This is a genomic window from Aeromonas sp. 82P, from assembly GCF_051919365.1.
In the GTDB taxonomy this organism is placed as follows: domain Bacteria; phylum Pseudomonadota; class Gammaproteobacteria; order Enterobacterales; family Aeromonadaceae; genus Aeromonas; species Aeromonas veronii.
In genome coordinates this window covers 3,068,279-3,091,743 of the sequence record NZ_JBQBEV010000001.1, presented here as the reverse complement: position 1 = coordinate 3,091,743, position 23,465 = coordinate 3,068,279, and the positions used below count along the sequence as shown (strand labels likewise).

13 protein-coding genes are annotated in these 23,465 nt (G+C 55.1%); 10 read left to right on the top strand and 3 right to left on the bottom strand.

Features of this window, described 5'->3' with window-relative positions:
- Positions 1-9 precede the first annotated feature (9 nt).
- Positions 10-279, bottom strand: coding sequence for a hypothetical protein (locus ACTG2S_RS14080; protein ID WP_274161728.1), 270 nt, complete (start codon positions 277-279; stop codon positions 10-12).
- On the opposite strand from ACTG2S_RS14080, the gene ACTG2S_RS14075 reads away from it, so the two are divergent.
- The 10 genes from ACTG2S_RS14075 (at position 278) to ACTG2S_RS14030 (ending at position 20,746) form a co-directional block, all read left to right on the top strand.
- Positions 278-1,207 carry a TIGR01212 family radical SAM protein gene (locus ACTG2S_RS14075; protein WP_005337371.1) on the top strand — a complete coding sequence of 310 codons (930 nt, stop codon included), beginning with the start codon at positions 278-280 and terminating at the stop codon, positions 1,205-1,207. The two genes, ACTG2S_RS14080 and ACTG2S_RS14075, sit on opposite strands and share 2 nt — an antisense overlap.
- Positions 1,208-1,584: 377 nt before the next feature.
- Complete coding sequence (locus ACTG2S_RS14070; RefSeq protein ID WP_127006445.1) at positions 1,585-3,729, top strand: type I secretion system permease/ATPase; 2,145 nt, start codon at positions 1,585-1,587, stop codon at positions 3,727-3,729.
- On the top strand, positions 3,722-5,155 hold the full coding sequence (locus tag ACTG2S_RS14065) for an HlyD family type I secretion periplasmic adaptor subunit (RefSeq protein ID WP_439982662.1): 1,434 nt from the start codon (positions 3,722-3,724) through the stop codon (positions 5,153-5,155). The genes ACTG2S_RS14070 and ACTG2S_RS14065 overlap by 8 nt, the downstream gene beginning before the upstream one ends.
- A gap of 37 nt (positions 5,156-5,192) precedes the next feature.
- Positions 5,193-6,518: a TolC family outer membrane protein gene (locus ACTG2S_RS14060; RefSeq protein WP_005359768.1), complete on the top strand. Its 1,326-nt coding sequence runs from the start codon at positions 5,193-5,195 to the stop codon at positions 6,516-6,518.
- A gap of 135 nt (positions 6,519-6,653) precedes the next feature.
- Positions 6,654-7,406: a transglutaminase-like cysteine peptidase gene (locus ACTG2S_RS14055; protein WP_235671900.1), complete on the top strand. Its 753-nt coding sequence runs from the start codon at positions 6,654-6,656 to the stop codon at positions 7,404-7,406.
- Between the two features lie 3 nt (positions 7,407-7,409).
- Positions 7,410-9,335, top strand: coding sequence for an EAL domain-containing protein (locus ACTG2S_RS14050; protein ID WP_274161726.1), 1,926 nt, complete (start codon positions 7,410-7,412; stop codon positions 9,333-9,335).
- A 263-nt stretch (positions 9,336-9,598) separates the two neighbouring features.
- Entirely contained in the window at positions 9,599-10,978 is a 1,380-nt protein-coding gene (locus ACTG2S_RS14045; protein ID WP_439982659.1) for a retention module-containing protein, read from the top strand.
- Positions 10,912-19,326, top strand: coding sequence for a beta strand repeat-containing protein (locus ACTG2S_RS14040; RefSeq protein WP_439982657.1), 8,415 nt, complete (start codon positions 10,912-10,914; stop codon positions 19,324-19,326). The genes ACTG2S_RS14045 and ACTG2S_RS14040 overlap by 67 nt, the downstream gene beginning before the upstream one ends.
- Before the next feature lie 86 nt (positions 19,327-19,412).
- Positions 19,413-19,973 (top strand): hypothetical protein, encoded by a 561-nt coding sequence (locus ACTG2S_RS14035; protein ID WP_274161194.1) that lies wholly within the window; start codon positions 19,413-19,415, stop codon positions 19,971-19,973.
- A 56-nt stretch (positions 19,974-20,029) separates the two neighbouring features.
- Positions 20,030-20,746 (top strand): SIMPL domain-containing protein, encoded by a 717-nt coding sequence (locus tag ACTG2S_RS14030; RefSeq protein WP_274161193.1) that lies wholly within the window; start codon positions 20,030-20,032, stop codon positions 20,744-20,746.
- A 136-nt stretch (positions 20,747-20,882) separates the two neighbouring features.
- Here the strand turns inward: ACTG2S_RS14030 and ahpF are convergent, their stop codons facing one another.
- Both ahpF and ahpC read right to left on the bottom strand, forming a co-directional pair.
- Positions 20,883-22,463 (bottom strand): alkyl hydroperoxide reductase subunit F, encoded by a 1,581-nt coding sequence (gene ahpF / locus ACTG2S_RS14025; protein WP_274161192.1) that lies wholly within the window; start codon positions 22,461-22,463, stop codon positions 20,883-20,885.
- A 123-nt stretch (positions 22,464-22,586) separates the two neighbouring features.
- The gene (gene ahpC / locus ACTG2S_RS14020) at positions 22,587-23,153 is read right to left on the bottom strand and encodes an alkyl hydroperoxide reductase subunit C (protein ID WP_005337335.1); all 567 of its coding nucleotides are present in this window, start codon (positions 23,151-23,153) and stop codon (positions 22,587-22,589) included.
- Positions 23,154-23,465: the final 312 nt, after the last annotated feature.

Genomic DNA, 23,465 nt, shown 5'->3' with positions numbered 1-23,465 from the left:
ATCACATTTTCAATATCCCATGCTTGCAATTGTGTGCTGTCGGGTCTCTTTGAATTTTTCATTGTTCAACAGTGGGTTATCAGGTCTCATTTTCATATGGATGTTTACTGTTTGAATCGTCAAAGAACTGTAAAAATCCTTTTTTTGCGCTTTTTCTCTATATTTATTCAAAATTGGTCGGGTATTTTTATATGTTTTACCCTCTCCGCTAGCTTGATCCAGCTCAGCCCCTGTTTTGCGCAAGCTCGTACAATGGCGCTCCTTTAGCGGAGGTGTCATGCAGTTACACGAACTCGTCAATACATTCGGTCAGGATCTCAAGCAGCGTCATGGTCAGAAGATCCACAAACTCTCCATCCACGGGGCCTTCACCTGCCCGAACCGTGACGGCACCCTGGGCCGTGGTGGCTGCACCTTCTGCAACGTATCCTCTTTTGCTGACGAGTCGGCTCAGCAACTCTCCGTGGTGCAACAACTGCTGGCTCGCCGGGACGAAGTCACCCGTGCCAAGCGCTATCTTGCCTATTTTCAGGCCTATACCAGCACCTATGCCGAGGTCGAATATCTTCAGCGGATGTATGAAGAGGCGCTGTCAGTGAGCGATATGGTGGGGCTCTGCGTGGGCACTCGCCCCGATTGCGTACCGGATGCGGTGCTGGATCTGTTGGCGGGCTATCAGGCCCGTGGCTACGAGGTGTGGCTGGAGCTCGGGCTGCAAAGTGCCAACGACAAGACCCTGCAACGGATCAACCGCGGCCACGGTTATGCCGCCTATGAGGATGCGGTAAGACGTGCCCATCAGCGCGGCATCAAGGTATGTGCTCATCTGATCGTCGGCCTGCCGGGCGAAGTGCCGATGGACAGCCTCGATACCCTGCATCGCATCGTTGAGACCGGTGTTGAGGGGATCAAGTTGCATCCGCTTCATGTGGTTGAGGGTAGTACTCTTGGCAAGGCATGGCAGGCGGGGCGCCTTGAGGTATTGACGCTGGAGCAGTATGTGGAGGCGGCCGTTGCCATGATCCAGCACACGCCGCCCGAGGTGGTGTATCACCGGATTTCGGCCTCCGCGCGCCGTCCAACCCTGTTGGCGCCAGCCTGGTGTGAAAACCGCTGGACGGCCATGGCGGACATTGCCAAAGCACTCTCATTGAGCGGCCCGCAAGGTCACGCGTTGGGCAGACCCTTCATACTTCCTGACCTATAATTGAGCGCCAGATTATTATTTTCACGTAAAACATAGGGTTATATAAAAAACTTCATACCCTAAACTATAGTTTTGGTACGTGCCGGTTGATATAGTGGTGCGCCATAATAAATGTCATTATCAATTAACTCCGACATTCACCCTGATTGCAGTGTTAGCATGGTGTCGATGAGCCGATTATTTTTACCAATAACGAATCATGCCGCCATTGCTGCTGTGCCGGGAAATTGGGGATGAGTGTCACGATCTATCTGGACAGGTTTATCCCCTGATCAGTCTCATCAGCGGGAAGGCCACTCGGTTTTAGCGTGGCTATAGCAGGGAAATATGAGCGATGAACGTTCTTATCTACCTCATTTATGCAGTGACAGGATGCTATGCAAGCAGAAACAAGTCGTATTGATGAGTTATTGGAGTGTCTGGTCTTCTTGACCCGTTTTTATGGTGTGCCCAACAGCCAGGATGCCCTGACGACCGGGTTGCCACTGGTCTCCGGACGCCTGACAACCGCACTCTTTTGCCGTGCTGCCGAGCGGGGCGGGTTATCCGCCCGTGAAGTGATACAGCCACTGGCTGATATATCTCCCTTGCTGCTGCCTTGTGTATTGCAGATGCGCAGTGGTGGCGCCTGCATTTTGCTGGAGTGGAATGAAGATCGCAGCCAGGGGAAAGTGATTTTCCCGCAGGCCGGTGATGCCGCGCAATGGCTGACCGCAGCCCAGTTGGGTGATGAGTATCTGGGGCGCCTCTTCTATGTAAAGAAGCAGTTCAAGTTTGACGAACGCTCGCCCAAGGTGCTTGAAACCCGTGATGGACACTGGTTCTGGAGCACCTTGTTCGAATCCAGCGGCATCTATCGCGATGTGCTGATCGCCTCCATTCTGATCAACCTGTTTGCCATCGCCAGCCCTCTTTTCACCATGAACGTCTATGACAAGATTGTGCCCAATCTGGCGTTTGATTCACTCTGGGTGCTGGCGGTCGGGGCCATGGTGGTCTTTACCTTTGATTTTGTGATGCGGCAGTTGCGCAGTTACTTTATCGATATCGCTGGCAAAAAGTCTGATGTGCTACTGTCCGCCAAGATTTTCGCCAAGGTGATGGGCATGAGGATGGAGTCTCGTCCCGCTTCCACTGGCGCGTTCGCAAAACATCTGCAGGAATTTGAATCGGTGCGGGAGTTTTTCACCTCCGCAACGGTTTCTACTCTTATCGATCTGCCCTTTGCCGTCTTCTTCCTTTTTATTATCTGGATGTTTGCAGGCGTAATGGTGGTGGTTCCCATCGTCGCCATGCTGATCCTCATCGCCTACAGCTTCTATATTCAAGAGCCCCTCAAGCAGTCCATCGAAGAGGGGTCACGCCTTGCGTCCCAGAAGAACGCCAACCTGATTGAAAGTATTTCCGGGCTGGAAACCGTCAAGATTTTCGGCGCCGAGAGCATGTTCCAGCATCGCTGGGAACAGGCCGTCTCCCATATTTCCACCTGGGGCGTACAGACCCGCCGCATTACCAACTCCATGTCCTCGTTGGCCAGTTATATCCAGCAGGTGGTGACGGTCGGTCTGGTGATTGTCGGTGTTTACCAGATCTCCGAAGGTTTGGTCACCATGGGGGGCATGATTGCCGCCGTGATGCTCTCCAGCCGCGCCATTGCGCCCATGGTGCAACTCTCCGTATTGTCGACCCGTTATAACCAGGCCAAGTCAGCACTGGATATTCTGGAAAAAATCATGCAAACCCCGGGTGAGCAGGAGGAGGGCAAGCAATATATCCATCATCCGGTGATTGCCGGTCGAATTGAATTTGAAAATGTCTCCTTCAAATATCCCGGCATGGAAACCAGCACTCTGCACAATATCAATTTGCGCATTCAGCCGGGCGAAAAGGTGGCGATTATCGGCCGGATTGGGGCGGGTAAAACGACCCTCGAGAAGCTGTTGATGGGGTTGTATCGACCGACCGATGGCTCGGTACGTATCGACGGTTTTGAACTCGATCAACTGCCACCTGCGGTAATCCGCCGCAATATTGGTTGTGTCCCGCAAGATGTCATTCTTTTCTTTGGCTCGGTGCGGGACAACATCATGCTGGGTAATCCGCTGGTGGATGATGTGAGAGTCTTGCGCGCCGCCAAGCGGGCGGGTGTCACCAACTTTACCAACAGGGATCCCAACGGGCTGGATCGGCAGATAGGTGAGGGTGGCCGTCAGCTTTCCGGTGGCCAGCGTCAGTCGATCCTGCTGGCTCGCGCCCTGCTCAATGACCCCCCCATTCTGGTGATGGATGAGCCGACCTCCAACATGGACAACCAGTCCGAGATGCAGGTCAAACAGGAGCTTGCCAGACTGGGCCCGGAAACCACATTGATCCTCATCACTCACAAAACCTCGATGCTGGATGTGGCATCGCGAGTGATCGTTATCGAGCAGGGGCAGATCGTTGCTGATGGCCCCAAAGAGGTGGTGTTGCAGCAGTTGAAGGAAGGCAAGGTGCGCGTGCAGGAGGTGTCCCATGGTTAAGGGGCTCATGGACTGGTTCAAGCGCAGCAAAAAGACGCCTTCCGGCGAGGTATTGCCAGCACCCGAGCATCTGGAGTTTGTCGATGACGGCGCGGCAGCTGTACTGCTGACCACGCCGACCGGAGCTCGCATCCTGTTGTGGTGCTGTTTCCTCTTTTTCATGAGTGCCATCGTCTGGGCGGCCTGGGCCGAACTGGATGAAGTCACCGTGGGTCAGGGCAAAGTTATTCCATCCCGTCAGCTGCAGGTGATCCAGAACCTGGAAGGGGGGATCGTCAAAGAGATCTTCGTCAAAGAGGGGGATATAGTCGAAAAGGGGCAGCCGCTGCTGCGTATTGATGACACCCGTTTCCGCTCCGACTTTAGAGAACGGGAGCAAGAGGTGGTCACCCTCAAGGGGGATGTGGCCCGTCTGCGCGCCGAGATGGCCAGCATCGAGGTGAAAAACGACCCGGCACTGGGGTGGCGTGAGCAGGTCGTGGTAGGCGAATCGCCAATCCAGTTTCCCGATGGTTATGAAACCGTCTTTGCCGAATACGCACACCGTGAGCGCTCTGTACAGCGGGATCGCCTCAATAACCTGAAGAACCAGCTCTATATTCTTGGTCAGCAAATCGAACAGAAAGAGCAGGAGCTGATTGAACTGAATGCCAAGATCCGCACCGTGAATCGCAGTGTGGATTTGGCCAGACAGGAACTGAATATTAGCCGTCCGTTGGCGAAAGAGGGTATAGTGCCTCAAGTGGAGCTAATCAAGCTTGAGCGGCAGGTCAACGAGATGCAGGGGGAGCTGGAGAGCAACCGTCTGCTGATCCCAAAACTCAATTCGGTACTGCGTGAGACCATCTCCAAGCGTAATGATATTGCGCTGAAGTTCAGAGCAGACTCCCAGACTGAACTGAATGAGAAACAGGGGCGGCTTGGCCAGTTATCAGAAGGGCAGGTTGGCTTGCGAGACAGGGTTGACCGGACCAGCGTGATTGCTCCGCTCAAGGGCACCATCAAGAAACTCAAGATCAACACCCTGGGCGGCGTGGTTCAGCCCGGCATGGATTTGATGGAGATTGTGCCGTTGGAGGATACCTTGCTGGTAGAAGCCAAGGTGTCACCGAAAGATATCGCCTTCCTGCGACCGGGGCTGGATGCCATCGTCAAAATTACTGCCTACGACTTTACAATCTATGGAGGATTGCATGGCAAGGTTGAACAGATAAGTGCGGATTCGATCCAGGATGAGGAGGGGAACTCCTTTTATCTGGTTCGTGTTCGAACAGAGAAGAGTTACTTGGGCGATGAGCTTAACGCACTTCCCATCATCCCCGGTATGTTAGCCAGTGCTGATATCATTACTGGTAAAAAAAGTGTCCTAGACTATTTGCTTAAGCCGATTTTACGGGCAAAGCAGTCGGCACTGAGAGAACGATAAGCCAACAATCTAAAAACAAAACATGACTGGAGATAACATGAAAAAAACGATTGTTGCCATGCTGGTCAGTGGCTGCATCCTGATCCCGAGTTTGGGTCAGGCCCAGACTCTGGAAGAGTCGGTGGCACAGACACTTGCTACGCATCCCAAGATAAAGGAAGCGTTTGATCTGTATCAGGCACGACTCTATCAGCATGATGGAGCCAAGGGTGGCTATTATCCTACGATCGATCTGCGTGGCGGCGTAGGCTATGAAAAAACTGACAGCCCTTCTACCCGCGCGGCCAGCGCCAACAGCAATATTGATGATTCCATGACTCGCAAAGAGGCTGGACTCAGCCTGCGGCAAATGTTGTTTGATGGCTTTGATGTCAGCAACAACGTCTCCAGAACCGAAGCAGAAGCCAATGCCCAGCGTCTGGCGATGATCTCCGAAGCAGAGAATACCGCGCTGCGAGTAGCTGAGGTCTACCTCAATATGCTGCGCCAGCAGGAGATTCTGGAGCTTTCCAAACAAAACCTGGAAACCCACGAACAGATCCGCAGCGACATCAGCAAGCGGACTGATTCAGGGCTTGGCTCTACTGCGGATCAGACCCAGATTGAAGGTCGTGTTGCCAGGGCCTATTCAAATCAGGCTGCGGCTGAAAACAACTATCGCGACGCAGAGAGTGAATTTATTCGTGTCGTGAACGAGGTACCCAAAGATCTGGTTCAGCCGGTTCCCAATACCGAGCTTATACCGACCAGCCTCGATAGTGCGCTGAAAACAGCGACCGAAGTCCATCCGACCTTGCTCTCTTCCTTGCAGGATATCGAAGCGGCCAAGTATCAGCATGAAGGTGCGAAATCCGGTTTCTACCCCAATGTGACATTCGAGGTCGATCAGAACTGGAATGAGGATATCGATGCGGTCAAAGGGCGAAACGATGATCTGACCGCAATGGTGCGGATGCGTTACAACCTGTTCCGTGGCGGCTCTGATGTGGCAGAGAGCAATGCAACATCGGCGCTCTACTCTCAGGCGAAAGACATTCATTTGAATGCGTTCCGCCAGGTGGAGGAAGGCACTCGTCTGGCCTGGAACGCGAAAGAGTCGCTGGCCAAGCAGAAGACCTTCCTGAAAGAGCATGTTGACGCCAGCTATGACACCGTGCAGGCATACAAGAAGCAGTTTGGGTTGGGTCAACGGACATTGCTGGACGTATTGAACACCGAGAACGAACTGTTCGAGGCGCGTCGCAGCTACATTACTGCCGAGTATGATGCACTGCTGGCGGACTATCGCATTCTCAACGCGACAGGTAGCCTGCTCAATGCATTTAGCGTCAAACAACCCGCTGAATGGCAGGCTAGGCAATAACCGTTTGCCCATGATCCCGCTGGGATCATGAACGCCAACATGGTGACTGCTGCTGGCAGTCACCATGTTTGGCTAAAGCAGATGGTTGCACGGGCTTTGAGGAGTGCAGCAGCAATAATGCAGCAGGAATATGACGTGACACTCCAGCGCGGAACCGGCGGCAGATGGGGTTATCTTCTTAATGAATGGAGATACCGATCCTTACGCGCTCTGCGCCACTCCTTATGGATCCTGCTGTTACCCTTCTCACTTCTGCTCTGTGCCAGTCAGCCTCTGCCACAGGAAGATCTCAACTTGATCAAACGGGCGGAGCAGACCTATGGCGCCAGAGCCGGCAAGCGTGTAACTAGTTGGCGTATGCTAGTCATGGAGACGAAGGGCAGGGCCCTGAGCGAAGAAAAAAAGCTTGAGCGAGTAAATAATTTTTTCAATCGGATGCGTTTTATTGACGATATCAAGTTGTGGCGCAAAAAGGATTATTGGGCAACCCCGCTAGAATTTTTGGGCGCCGCTGGGGGAGACTGTGAAGATTTCAGTATCGCCAAATACTCTACGCTGCTCGAGCTTGGGATCCCGGATGATAAAATGCGGATGGTGTACGTTAAGGCTCTTGATTACAACCAGTTTCACATGGTGGTGGCATATTATGAGACACCCTCTTCCGTTCCGGTTATTTTGGATAATTTGATAGGCTCGATTCGCCCAGCCACACAGCGGCGTGATCTGGTGCCTATTTACAGTTTTAACGGTAGTCACTTGTGGTTGATGAAGGCACGAGGCCAAGGGGAACTGGCTGGTCAATCATCCCGCTTGGGATTATGGAATGATTTACGCAATCGCATGACCTCGGGGCGATTGGCTCGGCCAGTGGTGAATTTGGATGATTAACCTATGACGCTCTATCGACAGTTATTAGCCACCATGCTGCTGCTGTTTGGATTGTTATTTGCGGCCACATACTGGGTGCAATTCAATTCAACCCGCACTTATCTGGCGCAGCAACAGGAAACAACGGTCATCAATACGGCAACCTCGCTGGGGCTTGCGCTCACCCCCTATCTGGAAAACGGTGACAAGGTCGGTGCCGAGTCGGTGATCCAGGCCATTTTTGATGGTGGCTATTATCGACTGGTTCGCCTTGATCTGCTGGCATCAAAGGATGTCATCGAGCAGGAAAATACCAACAATATTCAGGGGGTACCGCGGTGGTTTGTAAATTTGGGACTGTTTCCTGAGGTATCCAACGAGTCAATTCTGACGTCTGGCTGGTTGCAGCTTGGAAAATTAAAAGTAGTGGGTCACCCCGGCCAGGCTTATTACGAGCTGTGGCGGGGGATGAGCGAGCTGGCGAGCTGGTTTCTGGTCGGCTTTTTGATCACCACAATTTTGTTGATGAGAGCACTCAACTACTTGCTCAAGCCACTCAAACAGATCTGTGATCAAGCCGTCGAGATTGAGCTGCACCATTTCGGTCATACGATCCCGGAGCCTAAAACCCATGAATTGAAGCAGGTCGTTCAGGCGATCAACACCCTCTCAAGCAAGTTGGCGTTGCAGTTCAAAGAGCAAGCCGATGAGGCCGAGAAATTGCGTGAGCGGGTTTATGTCGATGCCGTGTCAGGGCTTGGCAACCGAGCCTATTTTGTGGGTCAGGTAAACGCATGGATAGCGGAGGCTGGCCAAGGTGGCGTCATGCTGGTTGCGGTCGACATGCTGGATGATATCTATCGCGATGAAGGCTTTGCTGCCCGTGACAACATGGTCAAATCGATAGCTCAGGCTTTGAAAGAGCAATTAAAAGGGTGGGATGGCGCAGCCTTGGCACGGATCTCCGCGACGGAATATGCGCTGCTCTGTCCAACTGACGATCTGACTCAGCTAAAAGAGCTGGCTGAAGTGATTAATAGCCGCATTGCCGATCTGGTGGTGAATCCAATGGGCGAAGGGGATGCGCTCTCCGTCATCGGTATTGCCGGTCGTGATGGTAATGATGATCTCTCTGCCTTGTTGACCAAAGCCGATAATGCGCTTGGCAAGGCGCGCAATGAACGCCGCGGTGCTGTGGTGATGGAAGGGGGGACCGAGCAGGGTTTGATGGGGCGTTTGGCCTGGCGAGATCTGGTACAAGATGCCATTTCACGACAACTTTGGCGCTTCAAAGCCCAACCAGCTTGCCGGTTTGATAATGGAGCAAAGTTGCATGCCGAGCTGTTTGCTTCTATCTCTCGGGATGGCACTGATTATTTTGCAGGTCAGTTCTTGCCCGCGATTGAACAGTTCAAATTGGGTGGCGAGTTTGACCAAGCGGTGCTTGATGCTTGCGTTCCATTACTGCAAAAACAGTCTGATCTGGTACTGGCGATCAACATCACTGCTGGCTCGCTCTGCTCGGATGAATTTTTAACCTGGCTGACGCGCTATCTGACCGAGCATGCAGAGCTCAAAGAGCGGTTGTTATTTGAAATACCTGAAGCTGCCATCATGAAACATAAAGACAACGTGGCTGCGTTGGTTGGCACCTTGCAAGCTCATGGCTTCCAGTGGGGGGTTGACCACTATGGTCGTCACTTCCAGTCTCTGGGCTATCTGGAGGAGCTGTCGCCGGCTTATGTCAAGGTCGATCACGGTTATACCAGTCAGGTCATGGAGCCGGGGGCTGACACCTCATTCCTGGCTGCAGTGTGTCGCGCCGCACACAATGCCGGTGTGACCACCATTGCGACCCGTGTCGAGGATCAACATCAAGTGGAACTGCTTTCCAAGTTGCATATCGATGGTTACCAGGGATTTGTTCATCCTGCCTTCCCATTGTCTTGAACTAAATGCTGGAAATGGCCCCGATAGGGGCCTTTTTTATACCAGTCACTTCTCTTTTTGCCATTTTTCTATAACCAACTCAAGGTCAGCCTTGAATGGGGCTGTGTCTAGGGTTCTGATTTGTATTAAGAAATTCCAACTCTTCGATTTTTTTCCGTCCATTTGTTGAATTCCTCTCGAACGTACGCTTTTTTGCAACGGAACAGCGCGCTATCTCCTTCTACGGTGTAGACATCAAGATCTGTCACCTTGGAGCAATGGATATGCGTACCCAAATCATCGACAAGTCCGTGGTTGTCTCAGCTATCGAAGGCAATGTGGAGATTGTGCTGGCTGATGGAAGCAGCCGCCCTCTGCAAAAAGGGGAAATTCTCCAACCCGGAGCCAAATTGGCCATAGCTGATGACGCCAAGCTGGCTCTTTCCCCCTATGACGATACTCCAGCATCGGATGTTCCGGCAGGTTCCGAGTCCGCTGAACCTGCTCAACCGCAAGTGGCGGTCAGCCAGGAAGGCGCACCTTCAGATATTGCCGCATTGCAAGAATCGATTCTGCAGGGTGTTGACCCGACTCAAAACTTTGAGGCTTCTGCTGCTGGTGGGGCTCCAGCGGCCGGTGGTGGCGGTATTGGAGGCGTAGCCGGAGCGAGTGGTAATGGTGGTTTTGTCACTATCGATCGAACTGGTGATGCGACCATTGCCGAGGCCGGTTTTGACACCACCTATCAGGCTGAACCCTTTATCAACACTGAGCAAGTGGCGGAACCACTGTTGGAACCTGATCCCGTCACTAATATCTTGTTGGATGAGAGCGAAGTCGTTTCTATAGCTGAGGATAACCCTGTTAGTGGTGATCTTTTGGTTAACAGCTCCAACCCGGATGGCCCGGTAGATGCCAGCATTGTTTCCTATGACTGGGGGATTAATATCGGAGTGCCTGCCGGTGTTGCTGCCACCATTACCGGTGTGGGCACGCTGATCATCAATCCGGATGGAAGCTATACCTTTACTCCGGCCCCTAACTATGATGGCGCCGTTCCCCCGGTGAATTATCAGGTGACTGATGGCCAGGACACAGTGACATCGACACTCGTTGTCTCCATTACCCCGGTAGATGAAGAAGTAGGTCTTGCAGGGCTGGCTCGGGAAGGGGGTGAGGTACAAGTCAGCGATACCAATTTAGCGGATGGTTCGGATCCCAACGCAGCAGCTCTGACTCAAAGTGGGGGATTTACCTTCAATGCGCCTGACGGTGTCCAGAGTTTGACTTTGGCTGGCGTTACATTAATCACCAATGGCCAGTTAGGCGCATCATTTCCACAGTCCATTATCAGCCCATTAGGAAATGCACTGACCATCACCGCGGTGACCTACAACCCTGTGACCGGTGCAGGACAAGTTAGTTACAGCTATACCCTTGGCGATAATGAAAATCATACAAGACCCGTCAATGACACCTCCCTAAGCGAAAGCTTCAGCGTTGTACTGATCGATAGCGATGGGGACACGGCCAGCGATACCCTTGACGTTACCATTTTGGATGACACCCCACTCTGGCTGGTGGGGAGGAACAATTCGTGCGCGGTTTGGTGCACGAAGATGCGCTGCCCAGCGGCAACAGCGAAGGGGCTGACCAGAGTGTGAGCGCAACAGGGCTGGCTGGCACCCTTAATGCGCTGGTCAACTTTGGTGCCGATGGGGCAGGCAGCTTTGGTCTGGGCAGTGATGTCAGTAGTCTGGTGGGACAGGGGCTGACCAGTGGCGGTGTGGCGCTGAGCTACAGCGTGGCGGGCAATGTGCTGACAGCCAGTGCGGGTGGTGTGCCGATCTTTACCCTGACTGTAGGGGCTGGCGGCAGCTACAGCTTTACCTTGAGTGGTCAGTTGGACCATCCGACAGCGGATGGTGATGACGGTGAACAATCGGCAGGCGTGGGCATCGACTTCTCTGGCGTACTGGCCACCACCGATGGTGACGGAGACCCACTGACAGGTGGCTTCCCTGCAGGGAGTTTTGCCATCAACGTGGAAGATGATGTGCCGACCGCCACCAACGACGAGGGTGGTTCTGTCACCGAAGATGCGGCGGGTAGCCTGAGTGGCAATGTGCTGGGCAATGATACATCTGGTGCCGATACGCTGGCGGTGTTTGTTGGCTGGAGTGCTACCGGGCATGACAACAGTGCTGCGGTCAGTGCGTTGGCCACCTACGGTGTCTTTACTCAAAACCCGACCACTGGCGCCTGGAGTTATACGCTGGACAACAGCCGTGCGGCGACCCAGGCATTGACGTCCTCGTTCAACCAGAGCTACGACGTTTGGTACACCATGAAGGATGCGGATGGTGATGAGAGCATCGCCAAGCTGACCATTACTATTCAGGGTGCGAATGATACGGCCAAGGTGACGGTGGCGGCAGAGGGGGCGGATTCGACGGTTTATGAAGCGGGTCTGAACCCGGATGGTTCGGCCGCTGCGGGCAACAGTGAAACCGATAGCGACAGCTTCCAGGTCTCGGCCAGCGATGGGATCAAGGAGGTGGTGATTGGTGGCGTGACCTTCTCGGTGGCGACGCTCAAGACCTTCTCGGTCGGTGCGCCGTCGGCAGGGATCAACACGGGAGAAGGTACGCTCAAGGTGATTGGTTACAGCAGCGCCGATGGGGACAAGAGCGCGACGATCACCTACAGCTACACACTCAATGCGGCGCAGACACACACGCAACCAGCGAATGACACCACCCTGACGGACGTGGTGGGAGTGACCGTGAACGGAGTGGGTGGCAGCACAGACAGCGGCAACCTGACGATCGCCATCATCGACGATGTGCCGAAGGCGGTGAATGATGGCCCGGTTGCGGTGACAGAAGACGGTACGCTGGCGGTCAGCGGCAATGTGCTGACCGATGGTAGCGACGATGTGTTTGGTGCCGATGGCAAGGGAGCAGACTACGTGGTGTGGGACGCCAACGCGGCGGCCAAGGCCGAGTTGGCGCAATATGGCACACTGGTGCTGGATGATGTGACCGGGGCGTACAGCTTTACCCTGAACAACGCCAGTGCTGCGGTACAAGAACTGGGTGCAAATGACCTCAAGAGTGTCGAGCTGACCTACTTCATTCGTGATGCGGACGGTGACACCAGTCCGGCCAAGCTGACGATCACCATTCAGGGTGCGAATGATACGGCCAAGGTGACGGTGGCGGCAGAGGGGGTGGATTCGACGGTTTATGAAGCGGGTCTGAACCCGGATGGTTCGGCCGCTGCGGGCAACAGTGAAACCGATAGCGACAGCTTCCAGGTCTCGGCCAGCGATGGGATCAAGGAGGTGGTGATTGGTGGCGTGACCTTCTCGGTGGCGACGCTCAAGACCTTCTCGGTCGGTGCGCCGTCGGCAGGGATCAACACGGGAGAAGGTACCCTCAAGGTGATTGGTTACAGCAGCGCCGACGGGGACAAGAACGCGACGATCACCTACAGCTACACACTCAATGCGGCGCAGACACACACGCAACCAGCGAATGACACCACCCTGACGGACGTGGTGGGAGTGACCGTGAACGGAGTGGGTGGCAGCACAGACAGCGGCAACCTGACGATCGCCATCATCGACGATGTGCCGAAGGCGGTGAATGATGGCCCGGTTGCGGTGACAGAAGACGGTACGCTGGCGGTCAGCGGCAATGTGCTGACCGATGGTAGCGACGATGTGTTTGGTGCCGATGGCAAGGGAGCAGACTACGTGGTGTGGGACGCCAACGCGGCGGCCAAGGCCGAGTTGGCGCAATATGGCACACTGGTGCTGGATGATGTGACCGGGGCGTACAGCTTTACCCTGAACAACGCCAGTGCTGCGGTACAAGAACTGGGTGCAAATGACCTCAAGAGTGTCGAGCTGACCTACTTCATTCGTGATGCGGACGGTGACACCAGTCCGGCCAAGCTGACGATCACCATTCAGGGTGCGAATGATACGGCCAAGGTGACGGTGGCGGCAGAGGGGGTGGATTCGACGGTTTATGAAGCGGGTCTGAACCCGGATGGTTCGGCCGCTGCGGGCAACAGTGAAACCGATAGCGACAGCTTCCAGGTCTCGGCCAGCGATGGGATCAAGGAGGTGGTGATTGGTGGCGTGACCTTCTCGGTGGCGACGCTCAAGACCTTCTCGGTCGGTGCGCCGTCGGCAGGGATCAACACGGGAGAAGGTACCCTCAAGGTGATTGGTTACAGCAGCGCCGACGGGGACAAGAACGCGACGATCACCTACAGCTACACACTCAATGCGGCGCAGACACACACGCAACCAGCGAATGACACCACCCTGACGGACGTGGTGGGAGTGACCGTGAACGGAGTGGGTGGCAGCACAGACAGCGGCAACCTGACGATCGCCATCATCGACGATGTGCCGAAGGCGGTGAATGATGGCCCGGTTGCGGTGACAGAAGACGGTACGCTGGCGGTCAGCGGCAATGTGCTGACCGATGGTAGCGACGATGTGTTTGGTGCCGATGGCAAGGGAGCAGACTACGTGGTGTGGGACGCCAACGCGGCGGCCAAGGCCGAGTTGGCGCAATATGGCACACTGGTGCTGGATGATGTGACCGGGGCGTACAGCTTTACCCTGAACAACGCCAGTGCTGCGGTACAAGAACTGGGTGCAAATGACCTCAAGAGTGTCGAGCTGACCTACTTCATTCGTGATGCGGACGGTGACACCAGTCCGGCCAAGCTGACGATCACCATTCAGGGTGCGAATGATACGGCCAAGGTGACGGTGGCGGCAGAGGGGGCGGATTCGACGGTTTATGAAGCGGGTCTGAACCCGGATGGTTCGGCCGCTGCGGGCAGCAGTGAAACCGATAGCGACAGCTTCCAGGTCTCGGCCAGCGATGGGATCAAGGAGGTGGTGATTGGTGGCGTGACCTTCTCGGTGGCGACGCTCAAGACCTTCTCGGTAGGTGCGCCGTCGGCAGGGATCAACACGGGGGAAGGCACCCTCAAGGTGATTGGTTACAGCAGCGCCGACGGGGACAAGAGCGCGACGATCACCTACAGCTACACACTTAATGCGGCGCAGACACACACGCAACCAGCGAATGACACCACCCTGACGGACGTGGTGGGAGTGACCGTGAACGGGGTGGGTGGCAGCACTGACAGCGGCAACCTGACGATCGCCATCATCGACGATGTGCCGAAGGCGGTGAATGATGGCCCGGTTGCGGTGACAGAAGACGGTACGCTGGCGGTCAGCGGCAATGTGCTGACCGATGGTAGCGACGATGTGTTTGGTGCCGATGGCAAGGGAGCAGACTACGTGGTGTGGGACGCCAACGCGGCGGCCAAGGCCGAGTTGGCGCAATATGGCACACTGGTGCTGGATGATGTGACCGGGGCGTACAGCTTTACCCTGAACAACGCCAGTGCTGCGGTACAAGAACTGGGTGCAAATGACCTCAAGAGTGTCGACCTGACCTACTTCATTCGTGATGCGGACGGTGACACCAGTCCGGCCAAGCTGACCATTACTATTCAGGGTGCGAATGATACGGCCAAGGTGACGGTGGCGGCAGAGGGGGCGGATTCGACGGTTTATGAAGCGGGTCTGAACCCGGATGGTTCGGCCGCTGAGGGCAACAGTGAAACCGATAGCGACAGCTTCCAGGTCTCGGCCAGCGATGGGATCAAGGAGGTGGTGATTGGTGGCGTGACCTTCTCGGTAGCGACGCTCAAGACCTTCTCGGTCGGTGCGCCGTCGGCAGGGATCAACACGGGGGAAGGCACCCTCAAGGTGATTGGTTACAGCAGCGCCGACGGGGACAAGAGCGCGACGATCACCTACAGCTACACACTCAATGCGGCGCAGACACACACGCAACCAGCGAATGACACCACCCTGACGGACGTGGTGGGAGTGACCGTGAACGGAGTGGGTGGCAGCACTGACAGCGGCAACCTGACGATCGCCATCATCGACGATGTGCCGAAGGCGGTGAATGATGGCCCGGTTGCGGTGACAGAAGACGGTACGCTGGCGGTCAGCGGCAATGTGCTGACCGATGGTAGCGACGATGTGTTTGGTACCGATGGCAAGGGAGCAGACTACGTGGTGTGGGACGCCAACGCGGCGGCCAAGGCCGAGTTGGCGCAATATGGCACACTGGTGCTGGATGATGTGACCGGGGCGTACAGCTTTACCCTGAACAACGCCAGTGCTGCGGTACAAGAACTGGGTGCAAATGACCTCAAGAGTGTCGACCTGACCTACTTCATTCGTGATGCGGACGGTGACACCAGTCCGGCCAAGCTGACCATTACTATTCAGGGTGCGAATGATACGGCCAAGGTGACGGTGGCGGCAGAGGGGGCGGATTCGACGGTTTATGAAGCGGGTCTGAACCCGGATGGTTCGGCCGCTGCGGGCAGCAGTGAAACCGATAGCGACAGCTTCCAGGTCTCGGCCAGCGATGGGATCAAGGAGGTGGTGATTGGTGGCGTGACCTTCTCGGTGGCGACGCTCAAGACCTTCTCGGTAGGTGCACCATCGGCAGGGATCAACACGGGGGAAGGCACCCTCAAGGTGATTGGTTACAGCAGCGCCGACGGGGACAAGAGCGCGACGATCACCTACAGCTACACACTTAATGCGGCGCAGACACACACGCAACCAGCGAATGACACCACCCTGACGGACGTGGTGGGAGTGACCGTGAACGGGGTGGGTGGCAGCACAGACAGCGGCAGCTTGACGATCGCCATCATCGATGACGTACCGGTCGCCCAAGATAACTGTGTTGTCATTGCTGAGACTGGTTTGCCACCGTTCAACCTCGTCATGGTGATCGACACATCAGGCAGTATGCTATGGCAGATTGGTACTAACACCATTGGTTCTCCCAATCGCTTGGAACTGGCCAAGGATGCCCTGAACCACATGATCGACTCGTATGTGGCGCTGGGGGTTCCATTGGTCATTACGGTCATTGATTTTGCCAGTGGTGCAGTCCTGATCCCACAAACCAGTGATCCTGATGTGGCCAAGGCCAGCATTTCCGGTTTGCCGACGGATGGCGGTGGTACCAACTACAACGCCCCCCTGGTACTGGCACAGAATCAACTGACAACGGATTTGGCAAACCCAGCCTTTGTCGGGTATGAAACCAAGGTCTATTTCCTGTCGGATGGCGCGCCCAATGAAGGCAATGTCCCCGCCGGCTGGACCAGCTTTGTGAACAACAACAACGTTGAAGTTTACGCCGTTGGTCTGAACGTGAGCGGCAATGCCTCGGCGATCGCCCAGCTGGGACTGGTGGAAGACAACGGAGATGCGGTGACGCTGGTCAACAATATCTATGACCTGGATGCCACTTTGCAGGCGACTGTGCCGCCTCCTGCCACTGGCAATGTGATCACTGATGTGGATGCCAGTGCTGGCGTAGACAGTGCCGGTGCCGATGGTCCCTCAACTGTTTTGCAGGTCAGCTTTACTGTCAGCAATCCGGGTGATTATGTGGGTGTTGCTGATAGTGTTAATGGCAATGTGGTGACTTTCCTGGTGCAAGGAGGGACGACAGGCCCCATCACTACACCTCTGGGTGGGCGTTTGATCGTGAGTGCAGACGGCACTTACTCCTACACACCGCCCAATGATGTGGCTGTCGATACACAGGAGAGCTTTACCTACACCATCATTGATGGTGATGGAGACAAATCCAGCGCGTTGCTGAAGATACTGGTGCTGGATACCACTCCGATTATGGCCTCGGTGTTTGAGGATGGTTTACCAACCGGGCTGCCTGGTAACAATCCTACCTTGACCACAGTAGCTGGTTCCCTCGCCCATTTGGTGGTTGATAGCGTGGGTGTCAATTTCGGTGTCGGTAGTACAGCCGGTTTGCCTGTTCTGACTTCAGGTGGCGTGGCGATCACCTACAGCATCATTCATGGTGTCGGAGTCGATACCCTAGTGGCGAAGGCTGGCAGCAAACCTATCTTTACGCTGGTTGTCGAGACTGATGGGGATTACACCTTCACCCTGGAAGGGCCAATAGATCATGCCGAGATGGATGGCAACGATCTGGAACTGAAAGCGCTAAATCTCTCCAGTGCGATTACTGCCCACGAAGGCGTGGACAGCGTGACTCTGGTTCGAAATTTCATCGTACAGGTTGAAGATGACGTGCCGGTTGTTATGACGCCAGCCGTGGGCGTTATGCTGAATCAATCCGGGGTGACTGGCACCTTCCTGCTGGATGGTGATGGTACCTTGGCAAACAACTATGGTGCGGATGGTGGGAGCATCCGTTTTGGCAGTGTACTTAATGGTTTCATTAGCGGAATGACGTCGGGTGGCTTACCCATTACGTATACGTTATCAGCAAACGGAACCATACTGACGGCCGCAACAGTTGCTGGGACTGTCTTCATCGCGACCTTGCAGCCCGCCTCTGCCACCTACCAGGTCCAGATGATAGGAGAGGTGGATGGCGGACAGACCACGATAGACTTTAATGGTGGCGGCTATAACTTCGTCGGTGGCAACGGGCCTTGGGCTGGATTCACCGCTGCGGCGAATGACAGCAAGGATCTGCTGCTGACGGCGATGACGGGTGGGGTGGACGGCGGCACAGTCAATACCACAGCCCATAGCGGGGGGATCAGCGGAGGCGCATCTATCGGCATCGGTGAGGCTATGCGGATCGACTTTGTTGTCGATCTGACAGGTTCCCCTGGGAGCAGTGGGTCATATGGGGATCCAGCTACTCATGCTTTCGAGGCACATTACGATGTCAATGGTGCTTCCGCATTGATGACAGCGATAACCAGCAGTTCCAGCGTAAGGCTGGTTGCTCGTCAGGATGTAGATAGTGATAACGACATCGGCGATGGTACTAAGGAGTCGCTGACTGCCGTGGCAATCAGCTACAACGGTGCGACCAGGATTGTGAGCATCGGGGCTGGCATGTCCCAAACCGTTAATGTGGGAGGTAAAGACTTTACAGTCAAGTTTACTGATGATGATCCTGGAGCTGGTGTTGCCTATGTTGCGACAGTGGATGGGGTTGTCTCCAATACCAAGCTGGCAGCCTATACCGCGGATGGTTATAACAGTTTGGAGTTCCATCATGCAGGTGGTAATACCTTCAAGATTGGGGACTTTGGATCCAGTGTTGCGACCCCCGGGGTGCCGCTCAGTTTACAATTGCCTATCACGTTGACGGACGGGGATGACGATGCGGTGCGCAGCAACATAGCCCTTAACCTGTTGCCGGAAGCGCCCTTTACCCTGGATTATGACAACGCCGTCAGCGGCGTGAACGTAACCTTCAACAGCACGCAAGGACATGCTATCGGCTCTGATTTCAATGACAGCATCACGGGCAACAGTCTGGACAATATCTTGTCTGGCGGTGATGGTGATGATTTGTTGTACGGAATGTTGGGCAAGGATAGCCTGGTGGGTGGCAAGGGCAACGATACGCTGGATGGTGGCAGCGGCAATGATACCCTCTATGGAGAAGCTGGTAATGACACACTGATCGGTGGGATTGGTAATGACATATTGCAAGGAGGAGATGGCAACGATCTGCTGATCGGAGGCTTAGGCAGTGAGGCCATGACGGGCGGTACTGGCAGTGATACCTTCAAGTGGATTGCTGGCAATGCGGATGGTAGTACCGATACCATTACCGACTTTTCGTTGGGCAAAACGAGCAACGGTGGTGATGTTCTCGATCTGTCGGATCTGCTTGTTGGCGTTCCCTCAGTCGCGAATAACAATGATCTGGCAACAATACTGAACAACTACTTGAAGTTTGATGCCACGGCTAACAAGTTGACCATTGATACTAATGGGCTGACTACTGGAGGCTCCCAACTGACGGTGCAGTTCCAGGGCAGTCTGGACTTGGCTCATAATGGTGGGTTGACATCAAACCACGATATCATTAAGCAGTTGCTTGATGACGGCAATCTCAAGGTTGATCCGTAACCAGCGAATGGGGCCTGGCTCTCTCTGGCCCCTGTTTTTTCTCAAGGTGGATGGATAAGATAGCGGCCGTAGAGGAGAGGGTAATCATGCAGTCATTCAACTGGATCGACATTGATGGCATCCGTTATAGCTGGGATGGACAGGGCAACATTACCTGCGCAGGCCAGTTTGGCTATCAGGCCTCGATCGCCGGTGATCGGCTGGATGGGATGGAGATTGAGAATGAGGCCGGTGATGTAGCGGGCTCGCTCTATGTTGACTTCGCTACGGCCTCTATCACTTATGTGCCGGTCATGGATACCGAGTCTGCCCATAACATGATTCTGGTTGGCCATCATCAGGGGCAGCAGGAGTATCCGTTGGCCAGTTTTCACTCTCCGTTGTTGCAAGATTTGCTAGGACCATCTGATACCATCCCTTGGTCTGCGATGGAGGAGGATAGTGGTGGCACCAATATCGGACAGGCGGTGCAAGGACACATTCTGTCGTGGGACTCGTTCCATTTCGATGATGAGGTGTTGGTCTGTGGCGCGGCTCCTGCGCTGGATATGGCAAACCAGAGCCAGGATCCCGGCAGCATGGTCACCATTAGTCTCGATCTGACCAATCAGATACTGGATCAGCTTCCCCCCTTGCACGATATATGAATCCCGTAGCTGCACGGGCATAATGGCCTCAATCTTTCCGATTGAGGTTTTTTTCTATGTGGCGTCCCCTTCTTACTCTTTCCGCTCTGGTTGTCAGTGCTCCGCTGCTGGCGATTGAAGTGCCGCAAGCGCCCCATCTGGTGGTGAGCGGTTATGCCGAGCAGAAGACCGAACCCGATATGCTCACCCTCAATGTGGCGGTGAGTGCACTGGATAAGCAGGGCCTCAAGGCCAAGCAGCAGGTCGATACCAAGGTCGCAGCCTTTTTCAGCCAACTGGAAGGGTTGGGGATCAAGCGCAGCGATGTTGAGGCTGGCAACCTGATGGTCTCTCCGGAATATCAGTATGGCGAGAACAAGAAGCCGGTATTGCTGGGGTATCGTGCCCAACGGCAATTGGCAGTGAAGCTCTATCAGCTCGACAAGTTGAGCCCCCTGATGGATACCGCACTCAAAGCCGGGCTGGAGTCCGTATCCCAGATTGAGTACGGGTTGAAATCGCCGCAGGTCATCAAGGAGCAGGCCCGTTTGAATGCAGTTGAGGATGCCAAAACTAAGGCTGAATCTCTGGCCAAGGCGTTCGGGATGAAGCTTGGCAAGGTCTATAGTGTGGAGTACCGCAATGCTTCGCCCATTACCGCCTACAGCCGCAACCTGAAGGTGGTGCAGGCCATGGCGATGTCTGCTCCTGCGGCGGATATGGCGGACAACAGTTATCAACAACAGCAGATCACGGTAAGCGATAATATCGAGGCTGTTTTCTTGCTGGAGTGATGCCCGTCGTTTAAGTCCAGTCATGAACAACCCCGCCATTTGCTGCGGGGTTTTTATTGCACATCGATGCAGATATAAAAAAGCCGACGCTCGTGTTTACTTAATCGAGCGTCGGCTTTTTGTTGCGCTGGTTTTATCAGGCGGTTACAGCATCAGCTTTGGTCGCTTCCGGCGCCGGGTTGCGGATGAGGTAATCAAACGCACCCAGTGCGGCGGTGGCGCCAGCACCCATGGAGATGATGATCTGCTTGAACGGTACCGTGGTGGCATCCCCTGCGGCGTAGACGCCGGGCAGGGAGGTCGCCCCTTTGGTATCGATCTCGATCTCGCCAAAGCGGGTCAGGGCAATCTCGCTCCCTTTAAGGAACTCGGTGTTCGGTACCAGGCCGATCTGGACGAAGATACCCGCCACCGCCAGGTGTTTGATCTCACCTGTGGTGCGATCTTCGTAGTCCATACCGACCACCTTGCTGCCATCACCGATCACTTCGGTGGTGCGCGCGCTCATGATGATGTCGATATTGCCCATGGAGCGAGCCTTCTTCTGCAGCACTTCATCGGCACGCAGGGTATCGGCGAACTCCACCACAGTCACATGCTCGACGATGCCAGCCAGATCGATGGCCGCCTCGATGCCGGAGTTACCGCCACCGATCACAGCTACTCGCTTGCCCTTGAAGAAGGGACCATCGCAGTGCGGGCAGTAGGCCACGCCCTTGGTGCGGTACTCGAGCTCGCCTGGTACGTTCAGATCACGCCAGCGGGCACCGGTCGCCAGGATCACGGCGCGGCTCTTCAAGGTGGCGCCAGAGGCGAGCTCCACGTTCACATATCCATCTTTGCTGATGGCGGCGGCGCGCTGTTCGGTTATCACTTCCACGCCGTACTCTTTGACGTGGTGCTCCAGGCTGGCGGCCAGCTTGGGGCCTTCGGTGTAGGTGACGGAGATAAAGTTCTCGATACCGACGGTGTCCATCACCTGACCACCGAAACGCTCGGCAACGATGGCGGTGCGAATGCCTTTACGGGCGGCATAGATGGCCGCAGCGGCGCCAGCCGGGCCACCGCCTACGACCAGCACGTCGTAGGGATCTTTCTCATTCAGCTCGGCGGCTTTGCGCTCGGCGGCGCCGGTGTCGAGTTTGGCGACGATCTCTTCGAGTGAAATACGGCCCTGGCTGAACGGTTGACCGTTCAGGTAGACATTCGGTACCGCCATGATTTGACGTTCATTGACTTCTTCCTGGAACAGGGCGCCGTCGATCATGGTGTGAGTGATGCCGGGGTTCAGGGTCGCCATCAGGTTGAGGGCCTGTACTACGTCCGGGCAGTTGTGGCAGGAGAGGGAGATATAGGTCTCGAAGTGGTACTCGCCCTTGAGATTGCGGATCTGCTCCTGCACGGCCGCGTCGGCCTTGGAGGGATGGCCGCCGCTTTGCAGCAGGGCGAGCACCAGAGAGGTAAATTCATGACCCATGGGGATGCCGGCAAAGTGAACGCGCGGGGCTTGGCCCTGCGGCGCGACACTCATGGAAGGCTTGCGAGCGGCAGTGCCAGAGGTCTGGATGATCTTGGGGGACATCTCGGCGATCTCGCTGGCCAGTGCCAGCAGCTCTGCAGATTTGTCGCTGTCGTTGCCGGACACGCTGATCTCGATGGGATTGACGATGTACTGCAGATAGGTGTTCAGCTGTTGTTTGAGGTTGGTATCCAACATGGTCGAATTCCTTCTTGTAATGGCGAGTTGGCATTAAATGTGAGTCGGTCTGCTTTCAGGCCTATTTGGCAATGCCGGAAAGCAGACCGGCCCTTATGCGGGCCGGTCTTGGAAGCGGGAGGCTTAGATCTTGCCTACCAGGTCCAGGGACGGGGCCAGAGTGGCTTCGCCTTCTTTCCACTTGGCCGGGCACACTTCACCCGGGTGGGAAGCAACGTACTGGGCCGCTTTGACTTTGCGCAGCAGTTCCAGTGCGTCACGGCCGATGCCGCCAGCGTTGATCTCGACGATCTGGATGATGCCCTGCGGGTCAATTACGAAGGTACCGCGGTCAGCCAGACCAGCTTCTTCGATCATCACGCCGAAGTTGCGGGTGATGGTACCAGTCGGGTCACCAATCATCGGGTACTGGATCTTCTGAATGGTGTCAGAAGTGTCGTGCCATGCTTTGTGAGTGAAGTGGGTGTCGGTAGAGACAGAGTAGATCTCGACGCCCAGTTTCTGGAATTCAGCGTAGTTGTCAGCCAGGTCACCCAGCTCGGTCGGGCAAACGAAGGTGAAGTCAGCCGGGTAGAAGAAGACCACGGACCACTTGCCTTTCAGGTCAGCGTCAGACACCTGAACGAATTTGCCATTGTGGTAGGCGGTAGCATTGAACGGCTTGATTTCAGTGTTGATGTAGGTAGACATGTAATTGCTCCTTGGTGATGTACATATGCCGGTCTGGTGTTGAAGAGTCTTGCCAGACGAGGCGCTTAACTTTCGATGGATTCATCATAGGGGCTTCCGCTAATCGATAAAAGCCGCAATTTTGAATCGCTTAAATCTACTTATTAGATAACTCACTATGGCTGTACCTAACATGAATATCTCTGACCTACTGAGATAACTCCTTGTCGTGGTTCAATATCTGTGCGCTACATCGCCTTTTCAAGGCATAAGAAGGGGTGTGCAGAGCCACGATGACGCGATGAGATAAACGGTGGTGCAAACATATGAAGC

Bases quoted from the DNA above. Each gene is read 5' to 3' on its own strand.
- ACTG2S_RS14050 (WP_274161726.1), top strand. From the start codon at position 7,410: ATGACGCTCTATCGACAGTTATTAGCCACCATGCTGCTGCTGTTTGGA.
- ahpF (WP_274161192.1), bottom strand. From the start codon at position 22,463: ATGTTGGATACCAACCTCAAACAACAGCTGAACACCTATCTGCAGTAC.
- ACTG2S_RS14045 (WP_439982659.1), top strand. From the start codon at position 9,599: ATGCGTACCCAAATCATCGACAAGTCCGTGGTTGTCTCAGCTATCGAA.
- ACTG2S_RS14070 (WP_127006445.1), top strand. From the start codon at position 1,585: ATGCAAGCAGAAACAAGTCGTATTGATGAGTTATTGGAGTGTCTGGTC.
- ACTG2S_RS14075 (WP_005337371.1), top strand. From the start codon at position 278: ATGCAGTTACACGAACTCGTCAATACATTCGGTCAGGATCTCAAGCAG.
- ahpC (WP_005337335.1), bottom strand. From the start codon at position 23,153: ATGTCTACCTACATCAACACTGAAATCAAGCCGTTCAATGCTACCGCC.
- ACTG2S_RS14065 (WP_439982662.1), top strand. From the start codon at position 3,722: ATGGTTAAGGGGCTCATGGACTGGTTCAAGCGCAGCAAAAAGACGCCT.
- ACTG2S_RS14080 (WP_274161728.1), bottom strand. From the start codon at position 279: ATGACACCTCCGCTAAAGGAGCGCCATTGTACGAGCTTGCGCAAAACA.
- ACTG2S_RS14035 (WP_274161194.1), top strand. From the start codon at position 19,413: ATGCAGTCATTCAACTGGATCGACATTGATGGCATCCGTTATAGCTGG.
- ACTG2S_RS14030 (WP_274161193.1), top strand. From the start codon at position 20,030: ATGTGGCGTCCCCTTCTTACTCTTTCCGCTCTGGTTGTCAGTGCTCCG.
- ACTG2S_RS14060 (WP_005359768.1), top strand. From the start codon at position 5,193: ATGAAAAAAACGATTGTTGCCATGCTGGTCAGTGGCTGCATCCTGATC.